The sequence below is a fragment of the Paraburkholderia sp. BR10882 genome, from assembly GCF_040948855.1.
Classification (GTDB): Bacteria; Pseudomonadota; Gammaproteobacteria; order Burkholderiales; family Burkholderiaceae; genus Paraburkholderia; species Paraburkholderia nodosa_A.
This window is the reverse complement of sequence record NZ_JBFPKP010000001.1, coordinates 697,896-722,694: the sequence shown is the minus strand read 5'-3', so window position 1 is coordinate 722,694 and position 24,799 is coordinate 697,896. Positions and strand designations below refer to the sequence as shown.

Here is a 24,799-nt window from a genome sequence, read left to right as displayed (position 1 = left end):
TCTTGATCCGCAGTCAATATTCATTTGAGACTAACACGGTTTTTGCAAAACCCGGATGCCCCGATACTGGCTCCCATCGCAATCAAGACAGGATCAGGAGCCACTCATGAAAGTCTTCGTGACAGGCGCAGGCGGATTTATCGGCGGCTCGATCGCGGCGCATCTCGTGCGCGCGGGCCACACGGTGCGCGGTCTCGTGCGCAGGCCCGAGCAGTTCGCCGACCTCGAAAAGCTCGGCATCACGCCCGTACAGGGCGATCTCGACGACCGCGCGACGCTAATGGGGCAAGCACGCGACGCCGACGCCGTGATCAACGCGGCGAGCAGCGACCACCGCGGTGCGGTCGAGGCGCTCATCGACGCGCTCGAAGGCTCCGGCAAGACACTCCTGCATACGAGCGGATCGAGCATCGTGGGCGACGCGTCGGGCGGCGAGGCAACCGCGCATATCTATCGCGAAGACGCCCTGCCCGAGCCGACCGCCGACAAGGCGCCGCGCGTGGCCATCGACAATCTCGTGCTCGCGGCCGCCGCGCGCGGCGTGAAGAGTGCCGTGCTCTGCAATACGCTGATCTATGGCGTGGGCGCGGTGCCGGGCGCCGCGAGCGTACAGCTGCCGCGGCTCGTCCGCCAGGCGCAGAAGAGCGGCGTGATGCGTCACGTGGGGCGCGGACTGAACATCTGGTCGAACGTGCATGTCGACGACGTCGCCGAACTCTATCGCCTCGCGCTCGAAAACACGCCCGCGGGCACGTTCTACTTCGTGGAAAGCGGCGAAGCGAACTTCCGCGACATGACCACGGCGCTCGCCGACGTGATGGGTCTGGGCGCGCCGCAGGACTGGCCGCTCGAAGCCGCGATCGAAGAATGGGGCTACGAAATGGCGTCCTACGGCCTCGGCTCGAACAGCCGCGTGCGCGGCGAGCGCGCCCGCACGCTGCTCGGCTGGCAACCGCGGCGCACCTCGGTCACGGACTGGATCCGCAACGAGATGCTAAAAGCGCCGATCGCGCAAAAATAAGTGTTGTAGCGCACCTAATTGTTGCGTATCCGTAAGGTCGCTCCGCTAGAATCCGAGCGTCTTGCACTCGCCGCCGGCGCGCTGCCCGCCGGTACCGGATACGCCGATGCTCCTCGCGCTGAACTTCTACTGGCTAACCAACCTGCTGGCCATCCTGTTCATCGTCGCGTGCCTCTACGACACGCGCTACGACGAATATGGCACGCTGACGCTCGCCGCCGGCGCGATGGGACTCGTCGTGATGGCGATCGAAGTACTGCTGCGCCCCGCGTTCGACATGTCGCTGTAACGCGCTCTTTTCCCGATTCATTCGCGACCGGCGCAGCTTTCTTTCGTTGCGCTAACGACTGTCCGCCCAACGCATCTACTGCTTCTCGTGCGCACAGCACGACGCCGGCGCGGGCGCGTCTTCATAGCGATCGTGGTGGCGCATCCACTCGCGCATATCCTTCTCTTCGTTGCGTCCCTTTGCGGTCAACTCCAGCATCGCATAGGTGCCGATCAACATCTCTCCACCGCGCGCGTAGGTCGAATACGTGTGATACACGTTGCCCGCTTCGTCGCGATAAAACGCGCTGACGCCGGGCAGCTCGTCGCTCATGTAGTCCTGCTCGATGTAGTTGTAGATCGCCTTGCCGCGCGCCTTGTCGCCTTCGCTGAACGATACGTGATAGTCGAAGTTGAAGTCGCTCGCATGCGACGAAACCCACGGAAATCGCCAGCCCATGCGTTGTTTGAACGCTTCGATCTGCGCGAGCGGCGCGCGCGAAACGGCCACGTAAGTCACGTCGTGATGCTCCAGATGCGGCAGCATGCCGTCCACGTGATCGGACAGGAACGAGCAGCCCGGGCACCCCTCTTCCCACTCCGGCCCGAGCATGAAGTGGTAAATGATCAGCTGGCTGCGCGGCCCGAATAGCTGCGCAAGCGTGCGCGGGCCTTGCGGTGTCTCGAATGTATAGGTCTTCTCGACCTTCACCCACGGCAGTGCCTGGCGCTTGGCCACCAGCGCGTCGCGTGCGTGCGTGAAGGCGCGCTCTTCGGCGAGAAGCGCCTTACGGGCCTCCAGCCATTCGGTCTGCGAAACGATCTTGTCCGATTCCATCTTTCGATTCCTCCGTGCGCTTGAATGAGCGCCGTTCAGTCGAACAGCGCCACCAGTTGATCGATCGAACTCGTCCAGCCCTCGTTGTGCGAGTCGCGCGCCGCCTCGTCGAAGAAGCGTTCGTGCTCGAGCGTGAGGTCAGTGGCGGACCCGTCGGCGCGCAGCGTCACCGTGACGAGCGACTCGCGCTCCGGTGTGCTGCGCCACACCCACGTGAAGACGAGCTTTTCGTCGGGCACGACTTCGAGATACGTGCCGCTCACATCGTGGTCTTCGCCGTTCGCACCGCGCATGATCACGCGAAAGCGCCCGCCCTCGCGCACGTCGGCTTCGGCGTGAATGCAGGTGGTATCGAACGGGTGCATCCAACGCATCAGTTGCGACGGCTGCGTCCACGCCGCGTAGACCTTCGCGGCCGTGGCGTTGAGACGTCGCCGGATGGTGAGGCTGGGAGCTTGCGGGGCGTTGCCAGGTCCGGCTGCGGGTTGGGTAGACATGCATCTTCCTCCACGAAAGCGGCGAGTCGATCGAGCGTTTCACTCCAGAAGCGTTGATAGTGCGCGAGCCACTGCATCGCGTCCTCCATCGGCCCGGCGGCGAGCCGGCACGCCACGGTGCGGCCGGTCTTCGCGCGCGTGACGAGGCCCGCCTGAGCGAGAACGTCCAGATGCTTCATGACCGCGGGCAGCGACATCGCAAATGGCTGTGCGAGCGCGCTCACCGAGAGCTCGTCGTGCTGCGCGAGGCGCGCGAGCAGCGCGCGCCGCGTGGGATCGGCGAGCGCCGCGAAGGTGCGGTCGAGGGTGGCGTCTTCATACTTAACCATGTGGTTTAGCATAGACGACGAGCGAGCGATGTCAAGAGATGCGTAAGTCGTCCGCGAGCGGCGGTGCGCACGGCCGCATCGGCGCCACTAGAATGGCGATTTCTGCGCGCCGCGCCCCGCTATCTCCGCCCCATCACGCCATGCCGTCCAAAATCCGCAACTCACTGCTCTGGATCTTCGACGCCTTCGAGCGCGAGGCCGGCTATATCCGCAAGCCGATGTTCGGCTGCGACGCCGCCTATCTCGACGGCCTGCTGTGCCTCGTGGCCGCCGACCGCGACCCGCCCTTCAACGGCGTGCTGGTCTGCACGTCGCGGGAAAACCATGCGTCGCTCATCGAAGCGATGCCGGCGTTGCGAGTGCACCCCGTGCTCGGCAAATGGCTCTATGTGCCGCAAGCCGATGCCGCGTTCGAAGACACGGCCGCGCAGTTGAGCGCGCTCGTGCTCGCGCGCGACCCGCGCATTGGCGTGGAGCCCAAGCCACGCAAGCCGCGCAAAGCGGCCAAGGCTCGCAACAGCGTGCTGCCCGGGTAGCGCGCCAGAACATAGCGCGCAAAAGCCACACGGCCCGCGCCGCCGTGAAGCGACGCGGGCCGTGCAGCCGCCCGGGCGGGCCGCCATGGCCGCCGGGCGAATGACCGGGTCATCCGATGATCAGATGGCCCAGCCGCCCAGGTAGAACGCGGCCAGCACGCCGGCGATCACCACCGTGCCCACGTTCAGCTTGCGGATCTCGCCGCTCACCACGCGGCCGATCACGAGCGTGCAGAAGCCCAGCATGATGCCCGTGACGATGTTCGCCGTAAGCACGATGAACACGGCGCATACGAGGCCCGACATCGCGTCGACCATATCGGCCATGTCGAGGCGGCTCACGCTCGAGAGCATCATGAGGCCGACGTACATCAGCGCGGGCGCCGTCGCATACGAGGGCACGAGGCCCGCGAGCGGCGCGAAGAACATCACCGCGAGGAACAGCACGCCTACCGTGGCGGCGGCTAGGCCCGTCTTCGCGCCCGCGGCCACGCCCACCGTCGATTCGATATAGGCCGCCGCCGGCGCGCCGCCCAGGAAGCCCGAGAAGATCGAGCTGACCGAGTCGGCCGTGAGCGCGCGCCCGCCGTTGACGATGCGCCCGTTCGCGTCGAGCTGGCCCGCCTGCCCTGCCACGGCGCGGATCGTGCCGGTCGCGTCGAACACGGCCGTCATCACGAGCGCCAGCACGCTCGGCAGCACGGCGAGCGAGAGCGCACCCTTGATGTCCATCGCGCCGATCAGCGAGGCATGGCCCGGCGCCGACAGCGAAGGCCACGCGAACACGCCATGAAAGCTCACGGCCGGATCGATGGCGAGACCGAGCGCGGAGATCGCGACGATCACGATCAGGATCGAGCCCGGCACGCGGCGGCGCACGAGGCCGAAGATCGCGGCGAGGCCGACCACGGAAAGGATCACGGGCAGCGAGGTGATATGGCCGAGCGAGACCGGCAAGCCCGCGCCCGGATTCTTGACCACGAGGCCCACGTCATTGGCGGCGATCAGCAGCAGGAAGAGGCCAATGCCGATGCCCGTCCCATGCGCGATGCCGTGCGGCAGGTTGCGCAGGATCCACGAGCGCACGCCCGTCACCGAAATGCCCGTGAACACGAGGCCCATGAGGAACACCGCGCCGAGCGCGACTTCGGGCTTCAGGCCCTTGCCGAGCACGAGGCCGAAGGCGGTGAACGCCGTCAGCGAAATGGCGCAGCCGATGGCGATCGGCAGGCGCGCCCACAGGCCCATGAGCAGCGAGCCGAACGCCGTGGTCAGGCACACGGCCACGAACACGGCGCTGGTGTCGAAGCCCGCCTTGCCGAGCATGCCCGGCACGACGAACACGGAATAGACCATCGCGAGGAAGGTGGTGACGCCCGCAATCGTCTCCTGACGCAGCGAGCTGCCGCGCTCGGCAATGTCGAAATAACGGTCGATGAAACCCGAGGCCGGGCCCAATGAATCCGGGGACTCGACTTCGGCGGCGGTCGCACCGGCGAGCGGCTGCGCGTGGGGTTCGATCATGGTGAGTGCCTCCTTTATCAGCATGCTGAAACGGTTCACGGCTCACCAGCCCGATCCGTCATCAGGTTCGTCTCGAATTGAATTAGTCGTGTCGACGCGTTGCCGGCGCCTTCTTCCACTTCCAGGCGCTCATCGTTTTGACATCTCTTATGGATGGAGCGAAGGTTAGGCGAACACGATTTGCGCTCCCATCGCACGAATCGCATTGCGTTCATGCCGCGATGCTTATATGCCCGTGTACAGGGCACGGCGCGGAGGCCGGCCCCGCGTTTACACCTGGGCGTGAAGCGGGCCGTTGCCGCGTGCACCGGGGCTGGTTTCGTATGACGAAGCGCGATCGTCCCGGCGCGGCGCTTGCGGCGAGTCGACCAGCCGGCCGCCCACGCTGGTCGCCCACGCTGGTCGCCTTGACGCCGTCATTAAGCGGATCGGGCCGGTGCGCGGGTTACACTCACGCATCCCGACCCGGTTTCCCCTGCCGCGCGCGCGTCGCGACGGCTGCTCCAAGGAGTTTCAGTAGATGAGACGCGGCTTCCTGCGTTGCGCACGTCCCGTTTTTCACTTCCCGTACGCCCTTACGCTGCTGATTCTGCTCACGCTTTCGGGCTGCAGCCTATTCCGGCCGGCCCCGCCGCCCGAGCCGGAAGCGCCCGTAGCCACGGAGCCCGAGCCGGCCGCGAGCGAGCCCGAGGCCGCGTCCGCGCCCGAGATGGCGAGCGAGCCGGAAGCGGGGGGCACGGCGAAGCCGGCGCCGAAGAAGCCGCGCCCCGCGCCGGTGCACCGCCGCCGTCCCGCGCCAGCGCCGCCCGCGCCCGCCAGCGCCCCGCCGGCGCCCCCCCCCGCGCCCATCGTGCAGGTACGCACGCTCGAGCGCGGCACCTTCCGCACGCTGCTCGACAGCGAAGTGCAAAAGACCGACGGCAAGGTCGTGGGCCGCGCCGTCGACATGGTCACGGGCCCCGGCGGCAAGCCCGTCGACGTCGTGGTGAACCTGCAGGGCTTCATGGGCATTGGCGACCGCAAGGCCAACTTCCCGTGGAGTGGTGTGCGCGTGAATACCCAGGCGAAAACGCCCGCCATCACGCTCGCCCTGCCGGCCAGCCAGCTGCAGGTTCCCGACCGGCCCAAGGCCGGTGCGCCGCAGCCCGGCAACCCCGAGGCGAGCGCGACGCGCCTGCCCATGCTCGACGCGGACGTGGAACGCGCCAACGGCGGCAAGGTCGGCCGCGTCGTCGACGTGCTGCTCGACGGCAGCGCCGCCCCGCAGGCCGTCGTGCTCGACGTGAGCGGCACGCTCGAGAAACGTCATACGATCGCGGCCGACTGGTCGGCGCTGCACTTCGTCACGAAGAACAACACGCTCGAAGCGCAGCTCGAAATGAGCGACCAGCAGGTGGATGCCTCGCCGCCCTACGCACCCGACCAGCCGGTGCACGCGGTCACGCCCGCCGCCCCGCCGCCGCCGGCCCCGGCCCCGGCCGCTTCGGCCGCTTCCGCCACTTCGGCTGCTTCGGCTGCGCAAGCCGCGCCCGCTGCATCGCCCGTCGCCTCGGCGGCCAATGCCCACGGTGCCAAATGACGGACGGCACCATGCAACAACCCAATCCAGGCCAGCGCAGCGTGCGCGCGCTCGACTGGCTGAACTTCTTCGTGGCGAACGTACAGACGGGCTTCGGGCCGTTCATTGCGTCGTATCTGGCATCGCACAAGTGGACCCAGGGCGAGATCGGCCTGGCGCTTTCTGTGGGCACGATCAGCGCGATGGTGAGCCAGGTGCCGGGCGGCGCCGCTGTGGACGCCCTGCGCAACAAGAAGGCCGCCGCCGCGTGGGCGATCATCGCGATCATCATCTCTGCCGTCCTGCTCGCCGCGAGCCCGACCGTCGTGGCGGTGATGGCCGCCGAGGTCTTCCACGGCTTCGCCAGCTGCATGCTCGTGCCGGCCATGGCGGCGCTCGCCCTCGCGCTGGTGGGCCGCCAGAACCTGGGCGACCGGCTTGGCCGCAACGCGCGCTGGGCCTCGATCGGCAGCGCGGTGGCCGCCGGCCTGATGGGCCTGTGCGGCGAGTACTGGTCGCCGCGCTCCGTGTTCTGGCTGACGGCTGCGCTCGCGTTGCCCGCGCTCGTCGCGCTCGCGATGATCGAGTACGACCAGAACGCCGCCTACGCCAAACCCGCGGCCAGGCCCGGCAAGGCCGCCGCGGCAGTTGCCGGCGAACCGCGCGAAACGATCCTCGACCTGCTGCGCGACCGGCGCATGCTGACCTTCGCGGCCTGTGTGGTGCTGTTCCACCTCTCGAACGCCGCGATGCTCAACCTCGCCGCCGGCGAAGTGACGGCCGGCATGGGCGACAACGTTCAGCTCGTGATCGCGGCGTGCATCATCGTGCCGCAAGCCATCGTCGCGTTGATGTCACCCTGGGTCGGCCGCACCGCGCAGGCCTGGGGGCGCCGCCCCGTGCTGATTCTGGGCTTTTGCGCGCTGCCGCTGCGGGCGCTGCTGTTCGCCGCCGTCGGCAACCCCTACTTCCTCGTCCCGGTGCAGATGCTCGACGGCCTGTCGGCCGCCGTGTTCGGCGTGATGCTGCCGCTCATCGCCGCCGACGTGGCGGGGGGCAAGGGCCGCTACAACCTGTGTATCGGGCTCTTCGGACTGTCGGCGGGGATCGGGGCGACGCTTTCGACGGCCCTTGCCGGCTTTATCGCCGATCACCTGGGCAATACGGTGAGCTTCCTCGCGCTCGCGAGCGCGGGCGCCGCCGCCGTGCTGCTGGTTTGGCTTGCGATGCCCGAGACGCGCGACGCGCTCGAAGAGGAAAACGCCCGCGACGCCACCGTGTGAGCGGTGCGCCGCCGGGGCGGGCGCCGGTTGCGCCTGCGCCGACGGATGGCGGCGACCCGCCTTTCACCCTGCAAACGAACAACGGCGCCCTTGGGGCGCCGTTTTGTTCTTGTGCAGTTCATGACATGAGCATGACGAGGTGTGACCAGCCACGTGGCATGTGAACGGCGGGTGGCATACCCGCGCGGGCGACCGGTGCGCCCTGGGACGCCGCTCAGGCGGCCAGCGCCTCGTCCAGACGCGCCGCGACCACGGCGTTGGGCAGGTTGTCGAGCTTGCTCGCGAGGATCATCGCGTCGGCATTGGCCGGGCGGTGACGGCGATTGGGGCTCGGCCGGAACACCGCGTCGCCGCGGCGGATCTTCTCGCCGGTCAGCGCACAAACGGCGCTGCGGCGCGCCGTGCAGACCCGCCACAACTGGTCGGAGTAACGGCCATAGGTGGCGTCGCTCCAGCAAACGGTGATGCTGTCCGGATCATGCCGCCGGATCAACGTGATGCCCTGCGCATCCCACGAACGGACGGTGGCACGCCGCCGGTTCGCCGCCTCCGATGCGCCGCGTGTGATGGGTACCGGTTTGCAGCTTCTGCCGCCTTCGAATTCGCCGTCCAGGCTTAACGGCTCGGAAGCCGCGGACAGAAGGTCAATGGTTTGTTGCCAAACGCTGCCGGTATCTAATTTCGTCATAATGCACCTCGTGCACGTGGAAACGATTCAAATATGCCGGTCGAATAAGCACTCTGCCACGTCCGGATTATAGCGTGTCCAACTCGCAATCCACAGGAAAAACGCAATTTTCACACGATAATGCGAAACGCAAAAGACGAGACGGCAGAGCTTTCAGTTCCGGCTGTACGCCTCCAATGTTGGTTTCTTTACATCCGTGAACTTTTTTGCCGATTTGATGATACTTAACAATCTCACCGCGGAAAAAATAACCGGTTTCAGGCCTGGATGTCACGCGTCGCGCGACTTTCCACATAACTGAATTGTTACAGCGCCCGCTGCGCCACGCGCACGCATAAAGCCCGAAATGCCCGCCCATGGCCGATCTCGCGGTCTTTACCGGCATCGCGACGGCTCCACTCTTACACACGGGACGTGACCGATCAATGAAACGCAATGCATCTATTCGACATCGGTGCATCAGACATATCACATACTAAACGTCAGTCTATTGGACGCGAAATTCTCGCACGAAGCTTGCATTCTCCACACCCATAGAATATCGAAGCATTCCACTATTCGAAAAGCAATTAATGGATTTCGGATATTGCTTTAGATGCATTGCCGCGACCCAATGCTGACATTGTGCAACTCGCAGGAGAGAAATAGCAACAAAACGGTGATGTTACGAGCCCTGTCGTGCGCACCGAAAGTCAGCACACTAATCCACCATTGAATCCGTGGATAAAGACAAACGAATGAAGCTATCGCGCGGCGCGCATCTTATGTCCCGCGGCCCTGATCGAGAAATTCGCCGGCGCGCACCTTGAGCATGGCGCCGAAGTCGTCGAGCCAGCCAATGGAAAGCCGCCAGCTTTGCCAGTACAGTTCGACGTCGAGCGCGCAGCCGGGCGTGAGCTCGACGAGTTCGCCACGCGCGAGATGCGGCGCGATCATGCGCTCCGGGCACATGCCCCAGCCCAGACCGTTCAGGCAGCAGCGCAGAAAACCGGCCACATGAGGAATCCAGTGCAGCGGCGCGTCGATCTGCGCGCGCGTGATGCGGCGAATGAAGCGCTTTTGCAGTTGATCCTTGGGATTGAACTCGACGCACGGCGCGTGGCGCAGCGTGTCGCGCGTCACCCCTTGCGCGAAATGCCGCTCGAAGAACGCCGGCGAGCACACCGCGAGGTAGCGCATGCGCCCGAGGCGCGTCGAGCGGCAGCCCTGCACGGGCTCGGCCTGCGTCGTGACGGCGCCCTGCACGCTCCCGTCGCGCATGCGTTGCGCGGTGTGATCCTGGTCGTCGATCACGAGATCGAGCAGAACGCCGCGCTCGACGCAGAAGCCCGCCACGGCGTCGATGAACCAGGTACCCACGCTGTCGTCGTTCACGGCCACCCGTAGCGTCGGCCGCGCCGCCCCCAGCGCGCTCGTGAAGGTCGGCATCGCCCCGCCCAGCTCCGCCTCGAGCAATTGCACGCGCTCCGTGTGACGGCACAGCAGCGCGCCGGAAGCCGTCGCGACACAAGGCTGGCCACGCTTCACGAGCACAGTGCCCACGCGCTCCTCCAGCAGCTTCACGCGCTGCGAAACCGCCGAGGGCGTAACGTTGAGTGCGCCCGCGGCGCGATCGAACGAACCATGCCGCACGACGGCGGCGAGCGCATCGAGCAAGGCATAGTCGAGCATTAGCGTTCCTTAATCCGGTTAATGAAAATGAGCTTTGCTTATGCGGCTCATGGCGGCAGACTAGCGCCATTCCCTGTCGATGTCCAATGACCGCAGGCGCTGCGCACCGCGCCGCCCGCGGCGCCTACTTTCTTCGCAACCGTCATGAACTGGCTCGCTTTCACTCACGGCGCGGCGCTCTGCGCCTCGCTCATCGTCACGATCGGCGCACAGAATGCGTTCGTGCTGCGTCAGGGCATCCTGCGCTCGCACGTCGGCAAGATCGTCCTGCTCTGCACACTGTCCGATTTCGTGCTGATCGGCGCGGGGGTAGGCGGCGCTTCGGCGCTCGTCGAGCGCTATCCGACCTTCGTGCACATCGTGCTGTACGTGGGGCTCGCGTGGCTCGTGTGGTTCGGCATCGGCGCGCTGCGCCGTGCGGTGCGCCCGTCGCACGCGGTGCTGGACAGCCATGCCGCGGCGGATGCGCCCGAACAGCGCGCCTGGCCGATCATCCTCATGACGCTCGCGTTCACCTGGCTCAATCCGCACGTGTATCTCGACACCTTCCTGCTGATCGGCACGGCTGGCGCGAGAGAACCGCAAGGCAGCCGCCTCGCCTTCGCGATCGGCGCGATGTCCGTGAGCGCGGTGTGGTTCGTCGCGCTCGGCTACGGCGCACGCGGGCTTGCGCCGCTGTTCCGGCGTGCGGGTGCATGGCGCGTGCTCGACGGCGCTATCGGCGGGATGGTGCTGTTGATCGCCTTCGCGCAATTGCGCTGAAGTCCGCGAAAGCGCCGCGCGGCTTGCGCACTTGCCGCGTGTGCCGCGTTTTCCATGACGACCCGCTACCCCACGCGGCAAGCGTGCCGCACCGCCATGCTCAGGCCCGCTCGTTCGCGCCGCGATTGTTCAACGATTCGATATGGAGCGGCCCGTTATTGCGCCGAACGAGACAGACTCGATCGGAAGCGGCAGTCGGCCTTCTCGCGCGACGTCTGAACGATAGCTAACGATTCGACGGCACGTCGCGCTCATCGCGCATCGCGCCGGTTCGAAGTAAGCTCTTGCGACGACTGCAATCTCTTCTGCACTGCGTGCCTTTGCCGCCAGCAAAAGAACAGCGAGATGGACGACCTGATCCTCGACGCCTTCGATGCGTCGCAACTGATTCCCGGCTTCCACGCGCCAGCGCTGCCCGTCGAGCGTCCGGACCGCGAAACGCTCGACGCCGCCGAGCGCAACACGCGCCACTGGACGAGCCGTGTCACCGGTGCGCTCACGCCGGGCTCCGACGTGCATCGCGACGAAATGTGCCGCATGTTCCGCGAGACCTTCAATCCTTACCGGCCCTCGGTACTCGATTGGCCGCAGCTCGAAGCCGCGGCGCTCAAGCGCATTACCGATCTGCCCATCTGGGACATCGCCGTGCAAACGGAAGGCCGCGCGCGCCTGCGCATGGCCGCCTATGCCGCCTCGCTCGACGACGCCGTAATGCGCGACGCGCTCGCACTCAACGCGTGGGAGGAGAACCGCCACAAGGAAGTGCTCTCGCGCATGGTGGCGGCGTACGGCATCAAGCTCGCGAGCGAGCCGCCCTACGTGTACCCCAAGGACGCCGAATGGGCCTACCTCGTGACGGGCTATAGCGAATGCGTGGACAGCTTCTTCGCGTTCGGCCTCTTCGAAGTGGCGCGACGCTCGGGCCTCTTTCCGCCCGAACTCATCGACACGTTCGAGCCCGTCATGCAGGAAGAATGCCGCCATATCCTGCTGTTCGCGAACTGGGTGGCCTGGCACCGAGTCCGGCTCACCTGGTGGCAACGCATTCGCTTCGAGTTGAAGGTGGCCGGCGTCTGGGCCTTTCTGGCGTGGGAACGCGTTGGCCTCGCGCGCGCCATGGATGCCGAGGGCAACGAACACCGGCACGACAACAACTTCACGATGAACGGCGCGCAGCAGGTGACGGACGTGGACATCAGCGTACCGGAACTCATGCACCTGTGTCTCGCCGAGAACGAGCGGCGCTTTGCGGGCTACGACAAGCGTCTGCTGCGCCCGGTGACCATGCCGCGGCTCGTGCGCTTCGCACTGCGCTTCGTGCGCGACAAGAAGCACTGACGCTCCCCCCTTCCCCTGCACGCGCGCCGCTTCGTTCGAACGGACGATTGCGACGCGCGCTGCTTTCATGTGACGCTTCGCGCCCATGCAGGTTGCGCGGTGCCGCTTTAGCGTGCTCGAAGCACGCCTTCCGCAAAGCTGAATTCCGCGCAGCTCACGCGTCTGTCACAGTGACGAAAGCATTGCCCCTATCGAGGAGAGAGAGCTTGAAAATTCTGGTGCCCGTCAAGCGCGTGGTCGATTACAACGTGAAGGTCCGAGTGAAGTCGGACGGCACGGGGGTGGATATCGCCAATGTGAAATTTTCGATGAACCCGTTCGATGAAATTGCCGTTGAAGAAGCGGTGCGTCTGAAGGAAGCCGGCGTGGCGACCGAAGTCATTGCCGTTTCGTGCGGTGTATCGCAGGCCCAGGAAACGCTGCGCACGGCCCTCGCTATCGGCGCGGATCGTGCCGTGCTGGTGGAGTCGAACGACGATCTGCAGCCGCTCGCCGTGGCGAAGCTTTTGAAAGCGCTCGTCGACAAGGAACAGCCGTCGCTGATCATCCTCGGTAAGCAAGCCATTGATGACGATTCGAATCAGACCGGGCAGATGCTCGCTGCGCTGGCAAACTTGCCGCAAGCGACGTTCGCCTCGAAGGTGGTCGTGGCCGACGGCAAGGCGACCGTGTCGCGCGAAGTGGACGGTGGCGCGGAAACGCTGTCGCTCAAGCTGCCCGCGGTCGTCACCACGGACCTGCGCTTGAACGAACCGCGCTACGTCACGCTGCCGAACATCATGAAGGCGAAGAAGAAGCCTTTGGAGACGCTCAAGCCTGAAGACCTGGGTGTCGACGTCGCGCCGCGTCTGAAGACGCTGAAGGTTGCCGAGCCGCCCAAGCGCAGCGCAGGCGTGAAGGTGCCGGACGTGAAGACGCTGGTCGAGAAGCTGAAGACGGAAGCCAAGGTGCTGTAAGGAGCGAGACGAAAATGACGAATCTGGTTATTGCTGAACACGACAATCAGTCGATCAAGGCTGCAACGCTGAACACGGTCGCCGCAGCACAGATAATTGGCGGCGACGTTCACGTGCTGGTCGCGGGCCACAATGCGCAAGCCGCAGCGGATGCCGCCGCGAAGATCGCAGGCGTCGCAAAGGTGCTGCTTGCCGACGCGCCGCAACTCGAACAAGGTATCGCGGAAAACGTCGAAGCGACGGTCCTTGGCATTGCAAAGAACTACACGCACATCCTGGCTCCGGCAACGGCAGCGGGCAAGAGCGTCACGCCGCGTATCGCCGCGAAGCTCGACGTCGCCCAGATCAGCGACATCATCGCGGTGCACAGCGCCGACACGTTCGAGCGTCCGGTCTACGCGGGCAATGCTATCGCGACGGTGCAGTCGGTCGATCCGATCAAGGTCATCACGGTCCGTTCGACGGCGTTCGATGCAGTCGCTGCCGTTGGCGGCAACGCAGCGATCGAAAAGATCGAAGCCGCAGCCGACAGCGGACTCTCACAATTCGTGAGCCGCGAAGTGACCAAGCTCGACCGTCCGGAACTCACGAGCGCGAAGATCATCGTCTCGGGCGGCCGGGGTCTGGGCAGCGGCGAGAACTACACCAAGGTTCTGGAGCCGCTCGCGGACAAGCTCAACGCCGCACTTGGCGCCTCGCGCGCAGCGGTGGATGCTGGTTACGTGCCGAACGACTATCAGGTCGGCCAAACCGGCAAGATCGTCGCGCCGCAGCTGTACGTGGCCGTCGGTATCTCGGGTGCGATCCAGCATCTGGCCGGCATGAAGGACTCGAAGGTCATCGTCGCGATCAACAAGGACGAAGAAGCGCCGATTTTCAGCGTGGCCGACTACGGCCTCGTGGGCGACCTGTTCACGGCCGTACCGGAACTCGCTCGGGCAATCGGCTAATACCGCCGCCAGGCTGGCAGCAAAAAACGGAAGGCGCCTTTGTGAAAACAAGGCGCCTTCTTTATCGACTTCATCGCAGCAACTTCTACGACGACGGCAAGCGTTCAAGCACCCAGAATCCGCCGCGCCTTGAGGATCACCGGCATGTCGACCATCTTGCCTTCGAGCGCCACCGCCGCCCCGCCGCTCGCCTGCACCGCATCGAGCACGCGCTGCGCCCATGCGCGCTCAGCCTCGCTCCATGCGTACGCGCGATGCACAGGCTCGATCTGCTTCGGATGAATGCAAAGCTTGCCGCCGTAGCCGAATCGCCGTCCACGCCGTGCTTCACGCTCGAGAAGACCGGCATCGTCGAATACGGTCGAAACACCGTCCACGGGCGCCGCAATGCCCGCAAGGCGCGAGGCCAGCACGATCTGCGAACGGAACGCGTCGAGTTCCTCGCCGTCGCCGTCGATACCCATATCCACCTGAAAGTCGAGCGTGCCGAACGCGACGCGCAGCACGCCTTGTGCGCGACACACTGCGTCCAGGCCCGCGATGCCGCGCGCCGTTTCCACGATCGGCAACACGTGCAGCGCGCCGTGCGCGTCTGAACGCACCGCCGCGACCTGCTCCGCGCTTTCCGCCTTCGGCAACATGATGCCCGCCACGCCCGCATGTCCCGCGAGGGCGGCGACATCATCGGCGAACCAGGGCGTGTCGGTGCCGTTCACGCGCACCCACACGGGGCGCACGGGGTCCAGCGACACAAGCACGGCGTCGCGCGCCGCGCCCTTCTGGTCCGGCGCAACCGCATCTTCCAGATCGAAGATCACGGCATCCGCCCCTGCGCCACGCGCCTTCTCGAAGCGCTCGGGCCGGTTGCCCGGTACGAAGAGATACGAACGGGAAAGCACGGCGCTCATACACCCATCCTCTCGCCGAACAGCGCGCCCACGCGCTGCGCCTCGGCAATGCCCCACGCCGCGTCGAGCAGACGCTGCGCATCGCTTTCGCTCGCTGCGCCCGAAAATGCCGCGAGCCGCACGAACTTCGCGCCGATCTCCTCGCGCGAGAGCGTATTGCCCGGATCGCCCTTCGGCTCGTCCACGCGGCCCTGCAACGTCCGGCCGTCGCGCGTCGTCACGCTCACCTTGCCGATCCAGCGGGCGGGATATGCGCGATCCACTTCCTCGTCCAGCGCCATCGTCACGCGTTCGCGAAACGCGGCGATATCGTCCGCCGAGGAGTCGCGCTCGAACTCGTTCACGCCTGCATAGCCGCGATAGGCGACCAGTCCGAGCACCGTCCCCATGTTGAATTTCGCCTGGTGAACGGTGCTCGGCACGACCACGCTGCCGAGCACGTCGATGGCGCCCTGATGCACATGCGCTGTCACGCTCGCGATATCGTCGGGATTCAGACCGTGCGCTTCGATCACGGAAAGCAGCGCGTCAGCGGCCGGATGCGTATGACGGCACGCCGCGTGATACTTGAACGAGGTTTCGACCGTGGCCCAACGCTCGCCCAGGCGATCGACCAGCTTTGCAGGATCGGCGTCGCTCGACATGCCTGCCGCCATGCCCTGTGCGCCTTCGAGAACGCGCTGTGCGCCGCGAAACCCGTCCGCCGCGAGCTGGGCGGCCATCAGTCCATTCGCAGCCGCCATGGCCGTGTGCAGTTGCTTCGAATCGGCCGCGTCGCGCAGGAACTCCCACAAGCCGCTCGCCTGCGTGCCCGCCGATCCGAATGCGTCGAGCATCTGCTCAGGGGTGAGCTTGAGCAGACGACCTGCGGCCGCGGCAGCCGCGATCGTGCCCACGGTGCCAGTCGTGTGAAATATCTTGTAGTGCGAACGTCCCATGAATTCGCCGACGCGGATGCCCACCTCGTAACCCGCCACCGAGGCCGCGATGAACTCGTGTCCCGAGGCGCCCAGTGCCTGCGCGAGTGCCAGCGTCACCGGAAACACGACAGTAGCCGGATGCAGCACCGAGCCGTTGTGCACGTCGTCCTGCTCGACGAAATGCGAAGCGGCGCCGTTGGTCATCGCGGCGAAATACGCCGTGGTGCGAGTGTGGTCGATGATGATGTCGCACGGCCCTTGCGCGCCGGTGCCACCGCGCGCGGCACGTGCGAAGCGCGCAATCGTTTCGACCGGACGCGCGCCCTTTCCGCCCAGCGCGGAGCCGAGCCAGTCCACGTAAAGATTGACGGCGCGCTCGACCACGTGAGTCGGAATCGCGTCGAAGCGCAGTTGCGAGGCGAAGGCCGCGAGCGCGCGGCTGGGATGATCTGTCATGGCAGCGTAGTTCAGTGGAGTCGGTTTGCGAAGCGCGAGACGCGATCAGATGGCTCCGGCTTCGCGCAGCGCGCCGATGCGCGCCGCGTCATAGCCAAGCTCACGCAGGATTGATTCGGTATGCTGACCGAGCGCGGGCACCGCATCCATGCGGGCGTCGAATGCGCAAGGCGCGCCCGGCGGCAACAGCGCCGGAACGGTCCCCGCCGAGGTCTGCACCTCGCGCCAGCGCTCGCGTGCCTGCAGTTGCGGGTGCGCCCAAACATCGGCCATCGTGTTCATCTGGGCGTTGGCAATGCCGGCGCGGTCGAGCCGTTCAATGACCTGCGCGGCGGTCAGCTTCGAAAACGCATCGACGATCAGTTCGCGCAGTTCCGCACGGCGTGCGGAACGCTGGGAGTTCGCGGCAAAGCGCTCATCGGTGGCGAGTTCCGGCTGCAGCAGCACGTGCTCGCAAAAGAGCTTCCATTCGCGATCGTTCTGCAGGCCGAGCATCACCGACTTGCCGTCGCCGGCGGGAAACGGCCCATAGGGATAGATTGTCGCGTGCGAAGCGCCTGCGAGTGGCGGAGGCGTTTGCCCGTCGATCGCGTAGTAGAGCGGATAGCCCATCCACTCCACCATGCTCTCCAGCATCGAAACGTCGATGCGGCAGCCGCGCCCGGTGCGACCGCGCATCAGCAACGCACTGAGGATGTTCGAGTAGGCATACATGCCTGCGGCGATATCGGCGATCGAGCAGCCTGCCTTCGCGGGCTCGCCGGCCGACCCCGTGATGGAGAGGAAGCCCGATTCGCTCTGGATCAGCAGATCGTAGGCCTTGCGCTCGCGGTAAGGACCGTCGTCGCCGTAACCGGAGATGTCGCACACGATCAGCTTCGGGTAACGCTCGCTGAGCGCTTCGTAGCTCAGCCCAAGTCGCGCGGCGGCGCCCGGGGCGAGATTCTGCACGAGCACGTCGGCGTCGGCGAGCAGCGCGTCGAGGATCGGCGCGGCCTCTTTGTGCTTGACGTCGAGCGAGAGGCTTTCCTTCGAGCGGTTCGTCCACACGAAGTGCGATGCGAGTCCATGCACGCGCTCGTCATAGCCGCGCGCGAAGTCCCCGACGCCAGGCCGCTCGATCTTGATCACGCGCGCGCCGAGATCGGCAAGCTGGCGCGTGCAGAAAGGCGCAGCGATCGCGTGTTCGAGCGTGACGACCTTGATGCCGTCGAGTGGTCTCATGGCGCGCGCCTCCGGTCAGAACGAACGCGGCAGGCCGAGCACATGCTCCGCCACGTACGAAAGGATCAGGTTGGTCGAGATCGGCGCGACCTGGTAGAGGCGCGTCTCGCGGAACTTGCGCTCCACATCGTACTCGCAGGCGAAGCCAAAACCGCCGTGGAACTGCAGGCATGCATTCGCGGCTTCCCACGAAGCGTCGGCGGCGAGCAGCTTCGCCATATTGGCCTGCGCGCCGCAGGCCTCGTGCGCGTCGAAGCGGCGCGCGGCCTCGAAGCGCATCAGGCTCGCGGCTTCGACGTTGACGAACGCGCGCGCGATGGGAAACTGCACGCCCTGGTTCTGTCCGATCGGCCGCCCGAACACGATGCGCTCCCTGGCATAGGCGCTCACCTTGTCGATGAACCAGTAGCCGTCGCCGATACACTCGGCCGCGATCAGCGTGCGCTCGGCGTTCAGGCCGTCGAGGATGTACTTGAAGCCCATTCCCTCCTCGCCGATCAGGTTTTCCGCCGGAATTTCGAGGTTATCGAAGAAGAGTTCGTTGGTCTCGTGATTGACCATGTTGAGAATCGGCTGCACGGTGAGGCCGTTGCCGATCGCCTCGCGCAGGTCCACCACGAAAATCGACATGCCTTCGGACTTCTTCTTGACGTCGGCAAGCGGCGTGGTGCGCGCAAGCAGGATCATGAGGTCCGAATGCTGCACGCGCGAAATCCACACCTTTTGCCCGTTGATCACGTAGCGGTCGCCCTTGCGTACCGCCGTCGTCTTGATCTTCGTGGTATCGGTGCCCGTCGTGGGCTCGGTTACGCCCATCGATTGCAGGCGCAGTTCGCCGCTCGCGACTTTCGGCAGGTACTTGCGCTTTTGCTCGGCCGAGCCGTGGCGCAGCAGCGTGCCCATGTTGTACATCTGGCCGTGACAGACACCCGAGTTGCCGCCCGAGCGGTTGATCTCTTCCATGATGACCGAAGCTTCGGTCAGGCCCAGACCCGATCCGCCGTACTCCTGAGGAATCAGCGCAGCGAGCCAGCCCGCTTTCGTGAGTGCGTCGACGAATTCCTCGGGATAACCGCGCGCCTCGTCGATCTTGCGGAAGTATTCACCGGAGAACTGCTGGCACAGATCGCGCACGGCTTCGCGGATGTCCTGAAACGAATCTTGTTGCGTGGTTTGCATGATCGATATGAATTCGCTATGCAGTTCGTGTTGCCGTTCAGGCCAGCGTGGCGGTGGCCTGCATCGTCAGATAGCCGTCGTGGTCTTTCGCCCAGAGTTCGACCGAGCGCGCGTCGTCCGCGAGCTTGCCGCACAGCGTGAACGCGTGGCCTGCGAACGTGGGCCGTACCGCGCGAAACGCAAACGTTGCGATGGTGGCGTCGGGCCGCTCGCGGCGCACGAGGTCGAGCAGCAGCGTGGCGATGAGCGGGCCGTGCACGACGAGGCCCGGATAGCCCTCTTCCTGCGTGACGTACGGGAAGTCGTAGTGAATGCGATGACCGTTGAAGGTCAGCGCGGAATAGCGGAACAGCATGAGCGCACTGGCGGTGAGCGTTCGCGACCATGTCTCGCCTTCGGGTGCCACTACCGGCTTGGGCGCGCTCGCGCCGGGTTGCGGCGCGTCGCGATAAACGATGTCGTGCTCTTCCTCGATGCACAGCGCCCCGCCGCTCTCGTAGCGATGCTGCACGGTCACGAACACGAGACGGCCGCTACGGCCGGTCTTGTCCTCGATGTTCGCGATGGTAGAGGTGCGCGCGGCCTCGCTGCCCGCGCGCAGCGGCGCGTGAAAGGTGAGGCGTCCGCCCGCCCACATGCGGCGCGGCAGTTCGACCGGCGGCAGAAAGCCACCGCGTTTCGGGTGGCCATCGGGACCCGCTTGCGCGAGCGGCGAGACGGGCAGAAAATAGAGCCAGTGCCACAGCGGCGGCACGGCGCTATCGGGGGCTTCGCGATCGAGCGTGGCCGCGAGGGCGCGCAGCGGAAACGCGGTGATATCGTCGGTGAGCGTTTCGGTCTTGTCGAGCCACGCACTGAGCGTTGGCGTTTGCGATTCCGGCATGGCGTTTCTCCGATTCGAGACTGTTGGCCATACTATGAACGGCTCACATCGTTTCGCGAAGTTGCCTTTGCCGAATCGGCCCTTTCGCTTTCGTTAATCCCCCGACCATTGCGGCCCGATACTTGCACGCGGCTTTCAACCACGGCCGCGCGCAGGCCTCACGCTTCGCCGCGCAGATGGGCGGAGGCTTCGTCTTCCACGCGCTGCCACAACTCGAACGACATGGGGCGCTCGCCTTCTTCGAGCAGATGACCCACGAGGCCAATGGCGCGCGCCATCACACCGAAGCCGCGCACGATACGCCACGGGAAGCCGAATTCGCAGCAAATCGCGCCGATCGCACCCGTCGCATTGATCGGCAGTGCCTTGCCCGACGCACGCTCGGCCTCCGCGCCAATGAGTTGCATGAGGGTCACATAGCGCCCCGACATGCCGTTTTGCGCGGCCAGTTCGAAAAGGCGCGGCGTGCGGGGATCGATGGGCTTGTGCAGCGGATGGCCGAGCCCCGGAATCGGCGTACCACGCGCGCGCCATGCGGCGACGGTATCGACTGCGAGTTTCTCCAGGTCGTCGCACTGGCCGTCATAAGGCAGCGTTTCGGATAGCATGCGGCACGCGCCTTCCATGCTGCCGACGAACACCGAGCCGAGGCCGCATAGCCCCGCGGCGACAGCCGCCTGCAGCGACTCGGGCGCGCCCGCATAGGTCATGCGCGCGGCGATGGCGCTTGGCGTCATGCCGTGCTCGACGAGCGTGATGACGATGGCGTTGAACATCGCGGACTGCTGCGGCGTGGCCGCCTTGCCCGTGAGTTGCAGAAACGCGAAGTCGCCGAGATTCATGTGGCCGAGCACTTCGTCGGGCAGACTCTTGCCTCGCACGACGATACGATCGGGCGTGCTGTACGCGATATCGGAGCGCACGAGCGGTTTCGGTTGACGGGCCATAGTCCTGATTTCCTTCGTTATACAGAATAGCGCTCAGCGCAACTGCGCGCGCCCATGGTTGAGCACGAGCACGTCGCGTTCCAGCACGCGCGCGCGAAAACTCACTTCGTCGCCATCTCGCCACATCTCGGTGCGGATCGTCTCGCCCGGATACACAGGTGCCGTAAAGCGTGCGTGAAACGCCGCGAGGCGTTGTGGGTCGCTTGCGCACAGCGTCTTGAGCACGGCATGCGCGGCCACGCCCCACGTGGCGAGCCCGTGCAGGATAGGCCGTTCGAAACCCGCCGCGCGTGCGACCTGCGGGTCGGCATGCAACGCGTTGTCGTCACCGCACAGGCGATAAATCAGCGCCGTTTCCGGGCGCGTCGGCAGATCGCAATGATGATCGGGCGCGCGCTCGGGCATCGGCGGCGGCGGCGCGGGCGCTTCGTCGCTCAAACCGTTGTCCGCGCTGAAGCCGCCGTCCCCACGGCAGAACGTGAGCTGCGTGACGGTGGCATACAGGTCGCCGCTTGCCTTGTCGGTAATGCTACGCTGGATTTCGAGCAGCGCGCCCTTGCCTGCGCCTTTGTCGACCACCCGCGTGATGCGCGAGCGGCCGATCACCGTTGCGGCCGGCGGCAGCGGCTTGTGCATCACGAGGCTCTGCTCGCCGTGCAACAGCCGCACCCAGTCGATGCCCGAGCGCGGGTCGCGCGCCCAGAAGCCGGGAAAGCCGAGCACGACGGCAAGCGTCGGCGGCACGCGCAACTCTTTTTCGTAGACGAATGCCAGGTCGTCCGGATCGACGGGATTGGCGCCGTATCCCACAGCGAGGCTGTAGAGCATGGCGTCGCGCGCGGTATAGGTTTGCTCGACGTCCTTGAACGGCCAGTTGCGCAGGGTGTGATAGTCGATCGTCATGGCGGTGCGTGGGATGAAAGATCAGGCCTCGGCGGCGGGCCACTTGAAGAGCGGGTCGGCCTTCTCGCGAAAGCGCTTCACGGCTTCGCGATGGAATTCGGTCGTGAACGCAATGCCCTGCGCCGCCGACTCGATTTCGAGCATCGCGCGCAGGTCGCTGCCAAGCGACTGATTCAACGCGCGCTTGGCCAGACCGAACGCAATGGGCGACGCCGTCGCGAGACTGGCCGCGACCTGCGTAGCGCGTGCATGAAGCTGTTCGGGCTCGACGACTTCGAGCACCGCGCCGATCTCCTTCGCTTCTGCGGCGCGTACCTCGCGCGCCGTAAAGACGAGATCCTTCGCGCGCGCGAGTCCCACCACGCGCGGCAGCGTATAGAACGCGCCGCAATCGGGCACGAGACCGACTTTCATGAAAGGCATGCAAAAGCGCGCCCGCGTGCTGGCAATCACGAAATCGGCGGCGAGTGCGAAGCTGAAGCCCGCGCCGTAACACACCCCATCCACGGCCGCGATCACCGGGCGGTCGAGGTCGATCAGCATGCTCACCCAGCCATGCAGGTCGTCGATCCGGTCGCGTCCCGCTTCGGCGCTCGTCACGTTCATGCCGCGCACGTCGCCGCCCGAGCAGAAGTCATTGCCCGCTCCGCGCAAAATGACCGCACGCACGCCGCGGTCGGCACGTATGCGCTGCACGGCTTCGAGCAATTCCACCCGCATCTCGCCGTTGAGCGCGTTCTTCGCCTCCGGACGATTGAACGTGAGCGTCGCGACGCCCGCGTCCTGTTCAACCAGCACCGTTTTTTCGCTCATGCGCTCACCCCGGCGCTTGCGAGTTCTGCGAGTGCCTTGTCGAGCGCCGTGATGAGATGCACAGGCTCAACGCCGGCGAATTCCACGTCGGGACGTGCGAGAAATGCCTCGATATGCGCCGCGCAGGCTTCTCGCGTGGCGGCAAGGCCGGTGAAGCCGTCTTCGAGCCAGGCGACCGAAGCCAGCGGACGCGGGTGCCAGTCGCCGTTGACGATCGCCTTGACCACCGTGCCGTCACGCACGAGCAGACTCAGCCAGATCAGCCCTGCCGGCGCCTTTTCGCGTCCGCGCACGATACGGTCTCCCATCGCGCTGATTGGACTGTAACGCGCGGCCTCGCTCTTCTCATGGAACCAGCTCTCTTCGTGCAGCTCGCGCTCGTATTGCTGGGCAAAAACGAGTTCTTCACTGCCGAGCGCGCCAGATACGAGCGCCACTTCCCCGAACGTGCGGCGAACGCAGGCCGTGACCCACGCGGTCAACTCATCGGCGCTCACCTCGCGGCCGAGTTCCTGCTCCAGAAACGTGTAGCGCGACCCGAGATCCTTGTGCTTCTTGTCCTTCACCTTCTCTGGCGCCATGGGCATGGCGCGCGCCGCGATTGCCGTGTCGATCGCCTTCACGTTCAGCAAAATGCGGAACGTCAGCACGCCGCCTTCGATCTTCAGCGATGTGGCCACGAGCTTGCGTCCGTCGATCTCGACGTCGTTCAGCGGCCGATAAGCGGCTTGCAGGCCGAACACATCGCGTAGCGCTTCGGCGACGTGGCCCAGTATCGTCGGAAACGCTTGCGCCGCCGTTTGGGGCACGCCGGGCAGACCGATGGGCAGATAGAACGCGAGAAATGCCGAGCCGCGCCCCGCGTAAATCGCGCCGCCGCCGCTCACGCGCCGCCGCGCGAGCACGTTGTTGTCGCGGCAGAACGGCAGATCGAGCACCTGGTTCGGATCTTCGTTCACGCCTACGGTGATGCTGTCTTCGTTGAAGACGTTCAGATAGACCGTGGGCGGTACGAGATTCTCGGCCACGGCGCACTCGACGGCCGGCGACACCGAAATGGAAAAGTCCGCGTAGCTGTGGCCGCCTACGACGAGTCGCCACGGGGTTGGGGTGTGCGTTGCGCTTGCATTCATGTCGTCTCTCTCCGTTGATCTTCTACGAGTGCCGCGCCCTCGAGCTTCGCGACCGTCTCGATGGCGTCCGCGTGTATGAGCGTCTGGCGCTTGAAGCGCTCGGCTATGGCCTCGATCGCACCGCCCTGCACCGTCCCTTCCACCTGCAGCGTCAGATGGTCGCCGCCATGAGTCTTAGTGCCGACCACGAGCCGATAGGCGCCCGTCGCGCCCTCCAGGCCCAGCAGCACCGTCTTCAATTCGGATGGGTAGACCTTCACGCCCTTGATCTTCACCATCGAATCTGCACGGCCGAACACCACGCGCGGCAGCGACACCGTGCGCCCATGCACGGGCGCAGTGCGCTCGAGCATGGTGAGGTCGCCAGTGCGATAGCGCACGAGCGGTTGCAGTTCCTTGTTCAGATGCGTGAGCACGAGTTCGCCACGTTCGCCCTCGGCAACCGGATTGCCGGTGTCCGGGTCGATGACTTCGGCGTACAGCAGTTCGTCGAACACATGCACCCCCGTACCACCGGGGAATGTCCGCGCCACCGGCAGGCATTCGGAAAGCGAGTAACTGTCGATCAACAACGTGCCCGGCATCGCTTCGCGCACGCGGGCGTACAGCGCGGCATTGCCCGTGAACGCTTCGCCACCCGCGAAGAACACGCGCGGCACGGGGCAACCCGCTTCGATGAGCTTGAGCGCATGCGACGGATTACCGGCCAGCACCGTCACGCCGCATTGCTGCGCGACACGTGCCGCGCGCTCGGTCTCGCCCGGGCCATGCGGAATGCACGCCACGCCGCGCGCTTCCATTTGGGTCTGATAGAAAAGCCCCGCAACGAAGAGGTGATAGCCGAACGTCACCATGCACACGTCGCCGGGACCGATGCCGCACGCGTCGAGATGCTGCCCGCACGCGGCTTCGATGGCACGCAGATCGGCCGCGCTCTGCAGGATCGGCACCAGCGTCGCGCCCATCGGCGTGAGGTGCACGCGCACCGGCGGAATGGCCGGCGCAAACGCGCCGTAGCCGGGGCAATTCATCTCGGCCACCAGTTCGGCGCGCGTCATGAGCGGCACGCGCTCGGCGAACTCCGCCGCGCTCGCAACGCTGCCCGGAAGACGTCCCGCATAGAACGGATGCGTTTGCAGCCGGGCGAGCTGCGCGTTGAGTGCATCGAGCATCGTCTCCTCCTTGTTATGTTCCGTAGGGATGCGAAGAGCGTTC

The 24,799-nt window shown here is 65.6% G+C and carries 25 protein-coding genes; 9 read left to right on the top strand and 16 right to left on the bottom strand.

Annotated elements, in window-relative coordinates; all coding sequences use genetic code 11:
• Nucleotides 1–106 precede the first annotated feature (106 nt).
• Together AB3X99_RS03340 and AB3X99_RS03335 are read left to right on the top strand one after the other, a co-directional pair.
• The gene (locus AB3X99_RS03340; protein ID WP_342945556.1) at nt 107–1,021 is read left to right on the top strand and encodes an NAD-dependent epimerase/dehydratase family protein; all 915 of its coding nucleotides are present in this window, start codon (nt 107–109) and stop codon (nt 1,019–1,021) included.
• Nucleotides 1,022–1,127: 106 nt separating this feature from the next.
• Nucleotides 1,128–1,310, top strand: a complete 183-nt coding sequence (locus tag AB3X99_RS03335; RefSeq protein WP_069262451.1) for a hypothetical protein — start codon at nt 1,128–1,130, stop codon at nt 1,308–1,310.
• Between the two features lie 75 nt (nt 1,311–1,385).
• On the opposite strand, the gene AB3X99_RS03330 is transcribed toward AB3X99_RS03335, so the two are convergent.
• The 3 genes from AB3X99_RS03330 to AB3X99_RS03320 are packed head-to-tail and all read right to left on the bottom strand — an operon-like array spanning nt 1,386 to nt 2,952.
• Complete coding sequence (locus AB3X99_RS03330) at nt 1,386–2,126, bottom strand: DUF899 domain-containing protein (protein WP_368616109.1); 741 nt, start codon at nt 2,124–2,126, stop codon at nt 1,386–1,388.
• 35 nt (nt 2,127–2,161) lie between these two features.
• Entirely contained in the window at nt 2,162–2,566 is a 405-nt protein-coding gene (locus AB3X99_RS03325) for an SRPBCC domain-containing protein (protein ID WP_368604925.1), read from the bottom strand.
• Nucleotides 2,500–2,952, bottom strand: coding sequence for an ArsR/SmtB family transcription factor (locus tag AB3X99_RS03320; protein ID WP_368604914.1), 453 nt, complete (start codon nt 2,950–2,952; stop codon nt 2,500–2,502). Before AB3X99_RS03320 ends, AB3X99_RS03325 begins: the two co-directional genes overlap by 67 nt.
• A gap of 140 nt (nt 2,953–3,092) precedes the next feature.
• On the opposite strand from AB3X99_RS03320, the gene AB3X99_RS03315 reads away from it, so the two are divergent.
• Nucleotides 3,093–3,488: a hypothetical protein gene (locus tag AB3X99_RS03315; protein ID WP_342945553.1), complete on the top strand. Its 396-nt coding sequence runs from the start codon at nt 3,093–3,095 to the stop codon at nt 3,486–3,488.
• Between the two features lie 120 nt (nt 3,489–3,608).
• Here AB3X99_RS03315 and AB3X99_RS03310 read toward each other — a convergent pair whose 3' ends face one another.
• Nucleotides 3,609–5,012 carry an NCS2 family permease gene (locus tag AB3X99_RS03310; protein ID WP_368604913.1) on the bottom strand — a complete coding sequence of 468 codons (1,404 nt, stop codon included), beginning with the start codon at nt 5,010–5,012 and terminating at the stop codon, nt 3,609–3,611.
• A gap of 520 nt (nt 5,013–5,532) precedes the next feature.
• Between AB3X99_RS03310 and AB3X99_RS03305 the strand changes: the two genes are divergently transcribed.
• Complete coding sequence (locus AB3X99_RS03305) at nt 5,533–6,591, top strand: PRC-barrel domain-containing protein (RefSeq protein WP_368604912.1); 1,059 nt, start codon at nt 5,533–5,535, stop codon at nt 6,589–6,591.
• Nucleotides 6,592–6,602: 11 nt separating this feature from the next.
• The gene (locus AB3X99_RS03300; RefSeq protein WP_141710589.1) at nt 6,603–7,853 is read left to right on the top strand and encodes an MFS transporter; all 1,251 of its coding nucleotides are present in this window, start codon (nt 6,603–6,605) and stop codon (nt 7,851–7,853) included.
• 214 nt (nt 7,854–8,067) lie between these two features.
• On the opposite strand, the gene AB3X99_RS03295 is transcribed toward AB3X99_RS03300, so the two are convergent.
• Together AB3X99_RS03295 and AB3X99_RS03290 are read right to left on the bottom strand one after the other, a co-directional pair.
• On the bottom strand, nt 8,068–8,541 hold the full coding sequence (locus AB3X99_RS03295) for a DUF3331 domain-containing protein (protein WP_083245099.1): 474 nt from the start codon (nt 8,539–8,541) through the stop codon (nt 8,068–8,070).
• A 762-nt stretch (nt 8,542–9,303) separates the two neighbouring features.
• Nucleotides 9,304–10,212, bottom strand: coding sequence for a LysR family transcriptional regulator ArgP (locus AB3X99_RS03290; RefSeq protein WP_368616108.1), 909 nt, complete (start codon nt 10,210–10,212; stop codon nt 9,304–9,306).
• A 144-nt stretch (nt 10,213–10,356) separates the two neighbouring features.
• On the opposite strand from AB3X99_RS03290, the gene AB3X99_RS03285 reads away from it, so the two are divergent.
• The 4 genes from AB3X99_RS03285 (at nt 10,357) to AB3X99_RS03270 (ending at nt 14,218) form a co-directional block, all read left to right on the top strand.
• Nucleotides 10,357–10,974: a LysE/ArgO family amino acid transporter gene (locus tag AB3X99_RS03285; RefSeq protein WP_368616107.1), complete on the top strand. Its 618-nt coding sequence runs from the start codon at nt 10,357–10,359 to the stop codon at nt 10,972–10,974.
• 345 nt (nt 10,975–11,319) lie between these two features.
• The gene (locus AB3X99_RS03280; protein WP_069262459.1) at nt 11,320–12,312 is read left to right on the top strand and encodes a hypothetical protein; all 993 of its coding nucleotides are present in this window, start codon (nt 11,320–11,322) and stop codon (nt 12,310–12,312) included.
• A gap of 206 nt (nt 12,313–12,518) precedes the next feature.
• Nucleotides 12,519–13,268: an electron transfer flavoprotein subunit beta/FixA family protein gene (locus AB3X99_RS03275; RefSeq protein ID WP_069262460.1), complete on the top strand. Its 750-nt coding sequence runs from the start codon at nt 12,519–12,521 to the stop codon at nt 13,266–13,268.
• Between the two features lie 14 nt (nt 13,269–13,282).
• A complete protein-coding gene (locus tag AB3X99_RS03270; protein WP_368616106.1) occupies nt 13,283–14,218 on the top strand; it encodes an electron transfer flavoprotein subunit alpha/FixB family protein in 936 nt (311 codons plus the stop codon).
• 104 nt (nt 14,219–14,322) lie between these two features.
• Here AB3X99_RS03270 and AB3X99_RS03265 read toward each other — a convergent pair whose 3' ends face one another.
• The 10 genes from AB3X99_RS03265 to AB3X99_RS03220 all read right to left on the bottom strand — a co-directional run bounded on the left by AB3X99_RS03265 (nt 14,323) and on the right by AB3X99_RS03220 (nt 24,756).
• On the bottom strand, nt 14,323–15,126 hold the full coding sequence (locus AB3X99_RS03265) for a CoA ester lyase (RefSeq protein ID WP_368616105.1): 804 nt from the start codon (nt 15,124–15,126) through the stop codon (nt 14,323–14,325).
• A complete protein-coding gene (locus tag AB3X99_RS03260) occupies nt 15,123–16,502 on the bottom strand; it encodes an MmgE/PrpD family protein (RefSeq protein ID WP_368616104.1) in 1,380 nt (459 codons plus the stop codon). Before AB3X99_RS03260 ends, AB3X99_RS03265 begins: the two co-directional genes overlap by 4 nt.
• Before the next feature lie 45 nt (nt 16,503–16,547).
• Nucleotides 16,548–17,726: a CaiB/BaiF CoA-transferase family protein gene (locus AB3X99_RS03255; RefSeq protein ID WP_069262464.1), complete on the bottom strand. Its 1,179-nt coding sequence runs from the start codon at nt 17,724–17,726 to the stop codon at nt 16,548–16,550.
• A gap of 15 nt (nt 17,727–17,741) precedes the next feature.
• Entirely contained in the window at nt 17,742–18,905 is a 1,164-nt protein-coding gene (locus AB3X99_RS03250; RefSeq protein WP_069262465.1) for an acyl-CoA dehydrogenase family protein, read from the bottom strand.
• Nucleotides 18,906–18,942: 37 nt separating this feature from the next.
• Nucleotides 18,943–19,788, bottom strand: a complete 846-nt coding sequence (locus tag AB3X99_RS03245) for a MaoC family dehydratase N-terminal domain-containing protein (protein ID WP_069262466.1) — start codon at nt 19,786–19,788, stop codon at nt 18,943–18,945.
• A gap of 158 nt (nt 19,789–19,946) precedes the next feature.
• A complete protein-coding gene (locus tag AB3X99_RS03240) occupies nt 19,947–20,735 on the bottom strand; it encodes a citryl-CoA lyase (RefSeq protein WP_133183498.1) in 789 nt (262 codons plus the stop codon).
• A 33-nt stretch (nt 20,736–20,768) separates the two neighbouring features.
• On the bottom strand, nt 20,769–21,638 hold the full coding sequence (locus AB3X99_RS03235; RefSeq protein ID WP_342945540.1) for a MaoC/PaaZ C-terminal domain-containing protein: 870 nt from the start codon (nt 21,636–21,638) through the stop codon (nt 20,769–20,771).
• 21 nt (nt 21,639–21,659) lie between these two features.
• Nucleotides 21,660–22,451: an enoyl-CoA hydratase/isomerase family protein gene (locus tag AB3X99_RS03230; RefSeq protein ID WP_368616103.1), complete on the bottom strand. Its 792-nt coding sequence runs from the start codon at nt 22,449–22,451 to the stop codon at nt 21,660–21,662.
• On the bottom strand, nt 22,448–23,584 hold the full coding sequence (locus AB3X99_RS03225) for a biotin/lipoate A/B protein ligase family protein (RefSeq protein ID WP_368616102.1): 1,137 nt from the start codon (nt 23,582–23,584) through the stop codon (nt 22,448–22,450). Before AB3X99_RS03225 ends, AB3X99_RS03230 begins: the two co-directional genes overlap by 4 nt.
• Nucleotides 23,581–24,756, bottom strand: coding sequence for a phenylacetate--CoA ligase family protein (locus AB3X99_RS03220; protein ID WP_368616101.1), 1,176 nt, complete (start codon nt 24,754–24,756; stop codon nt 23,581–23,583). The genes AB3X99_RS03225 and AB3X99_RS03220 overlap by 4 nt, the downstream gene beginning before the upstream one ends.
• Between the last annotated feature and the right edge of the window lie 43 nt (nt 24,757–24,799).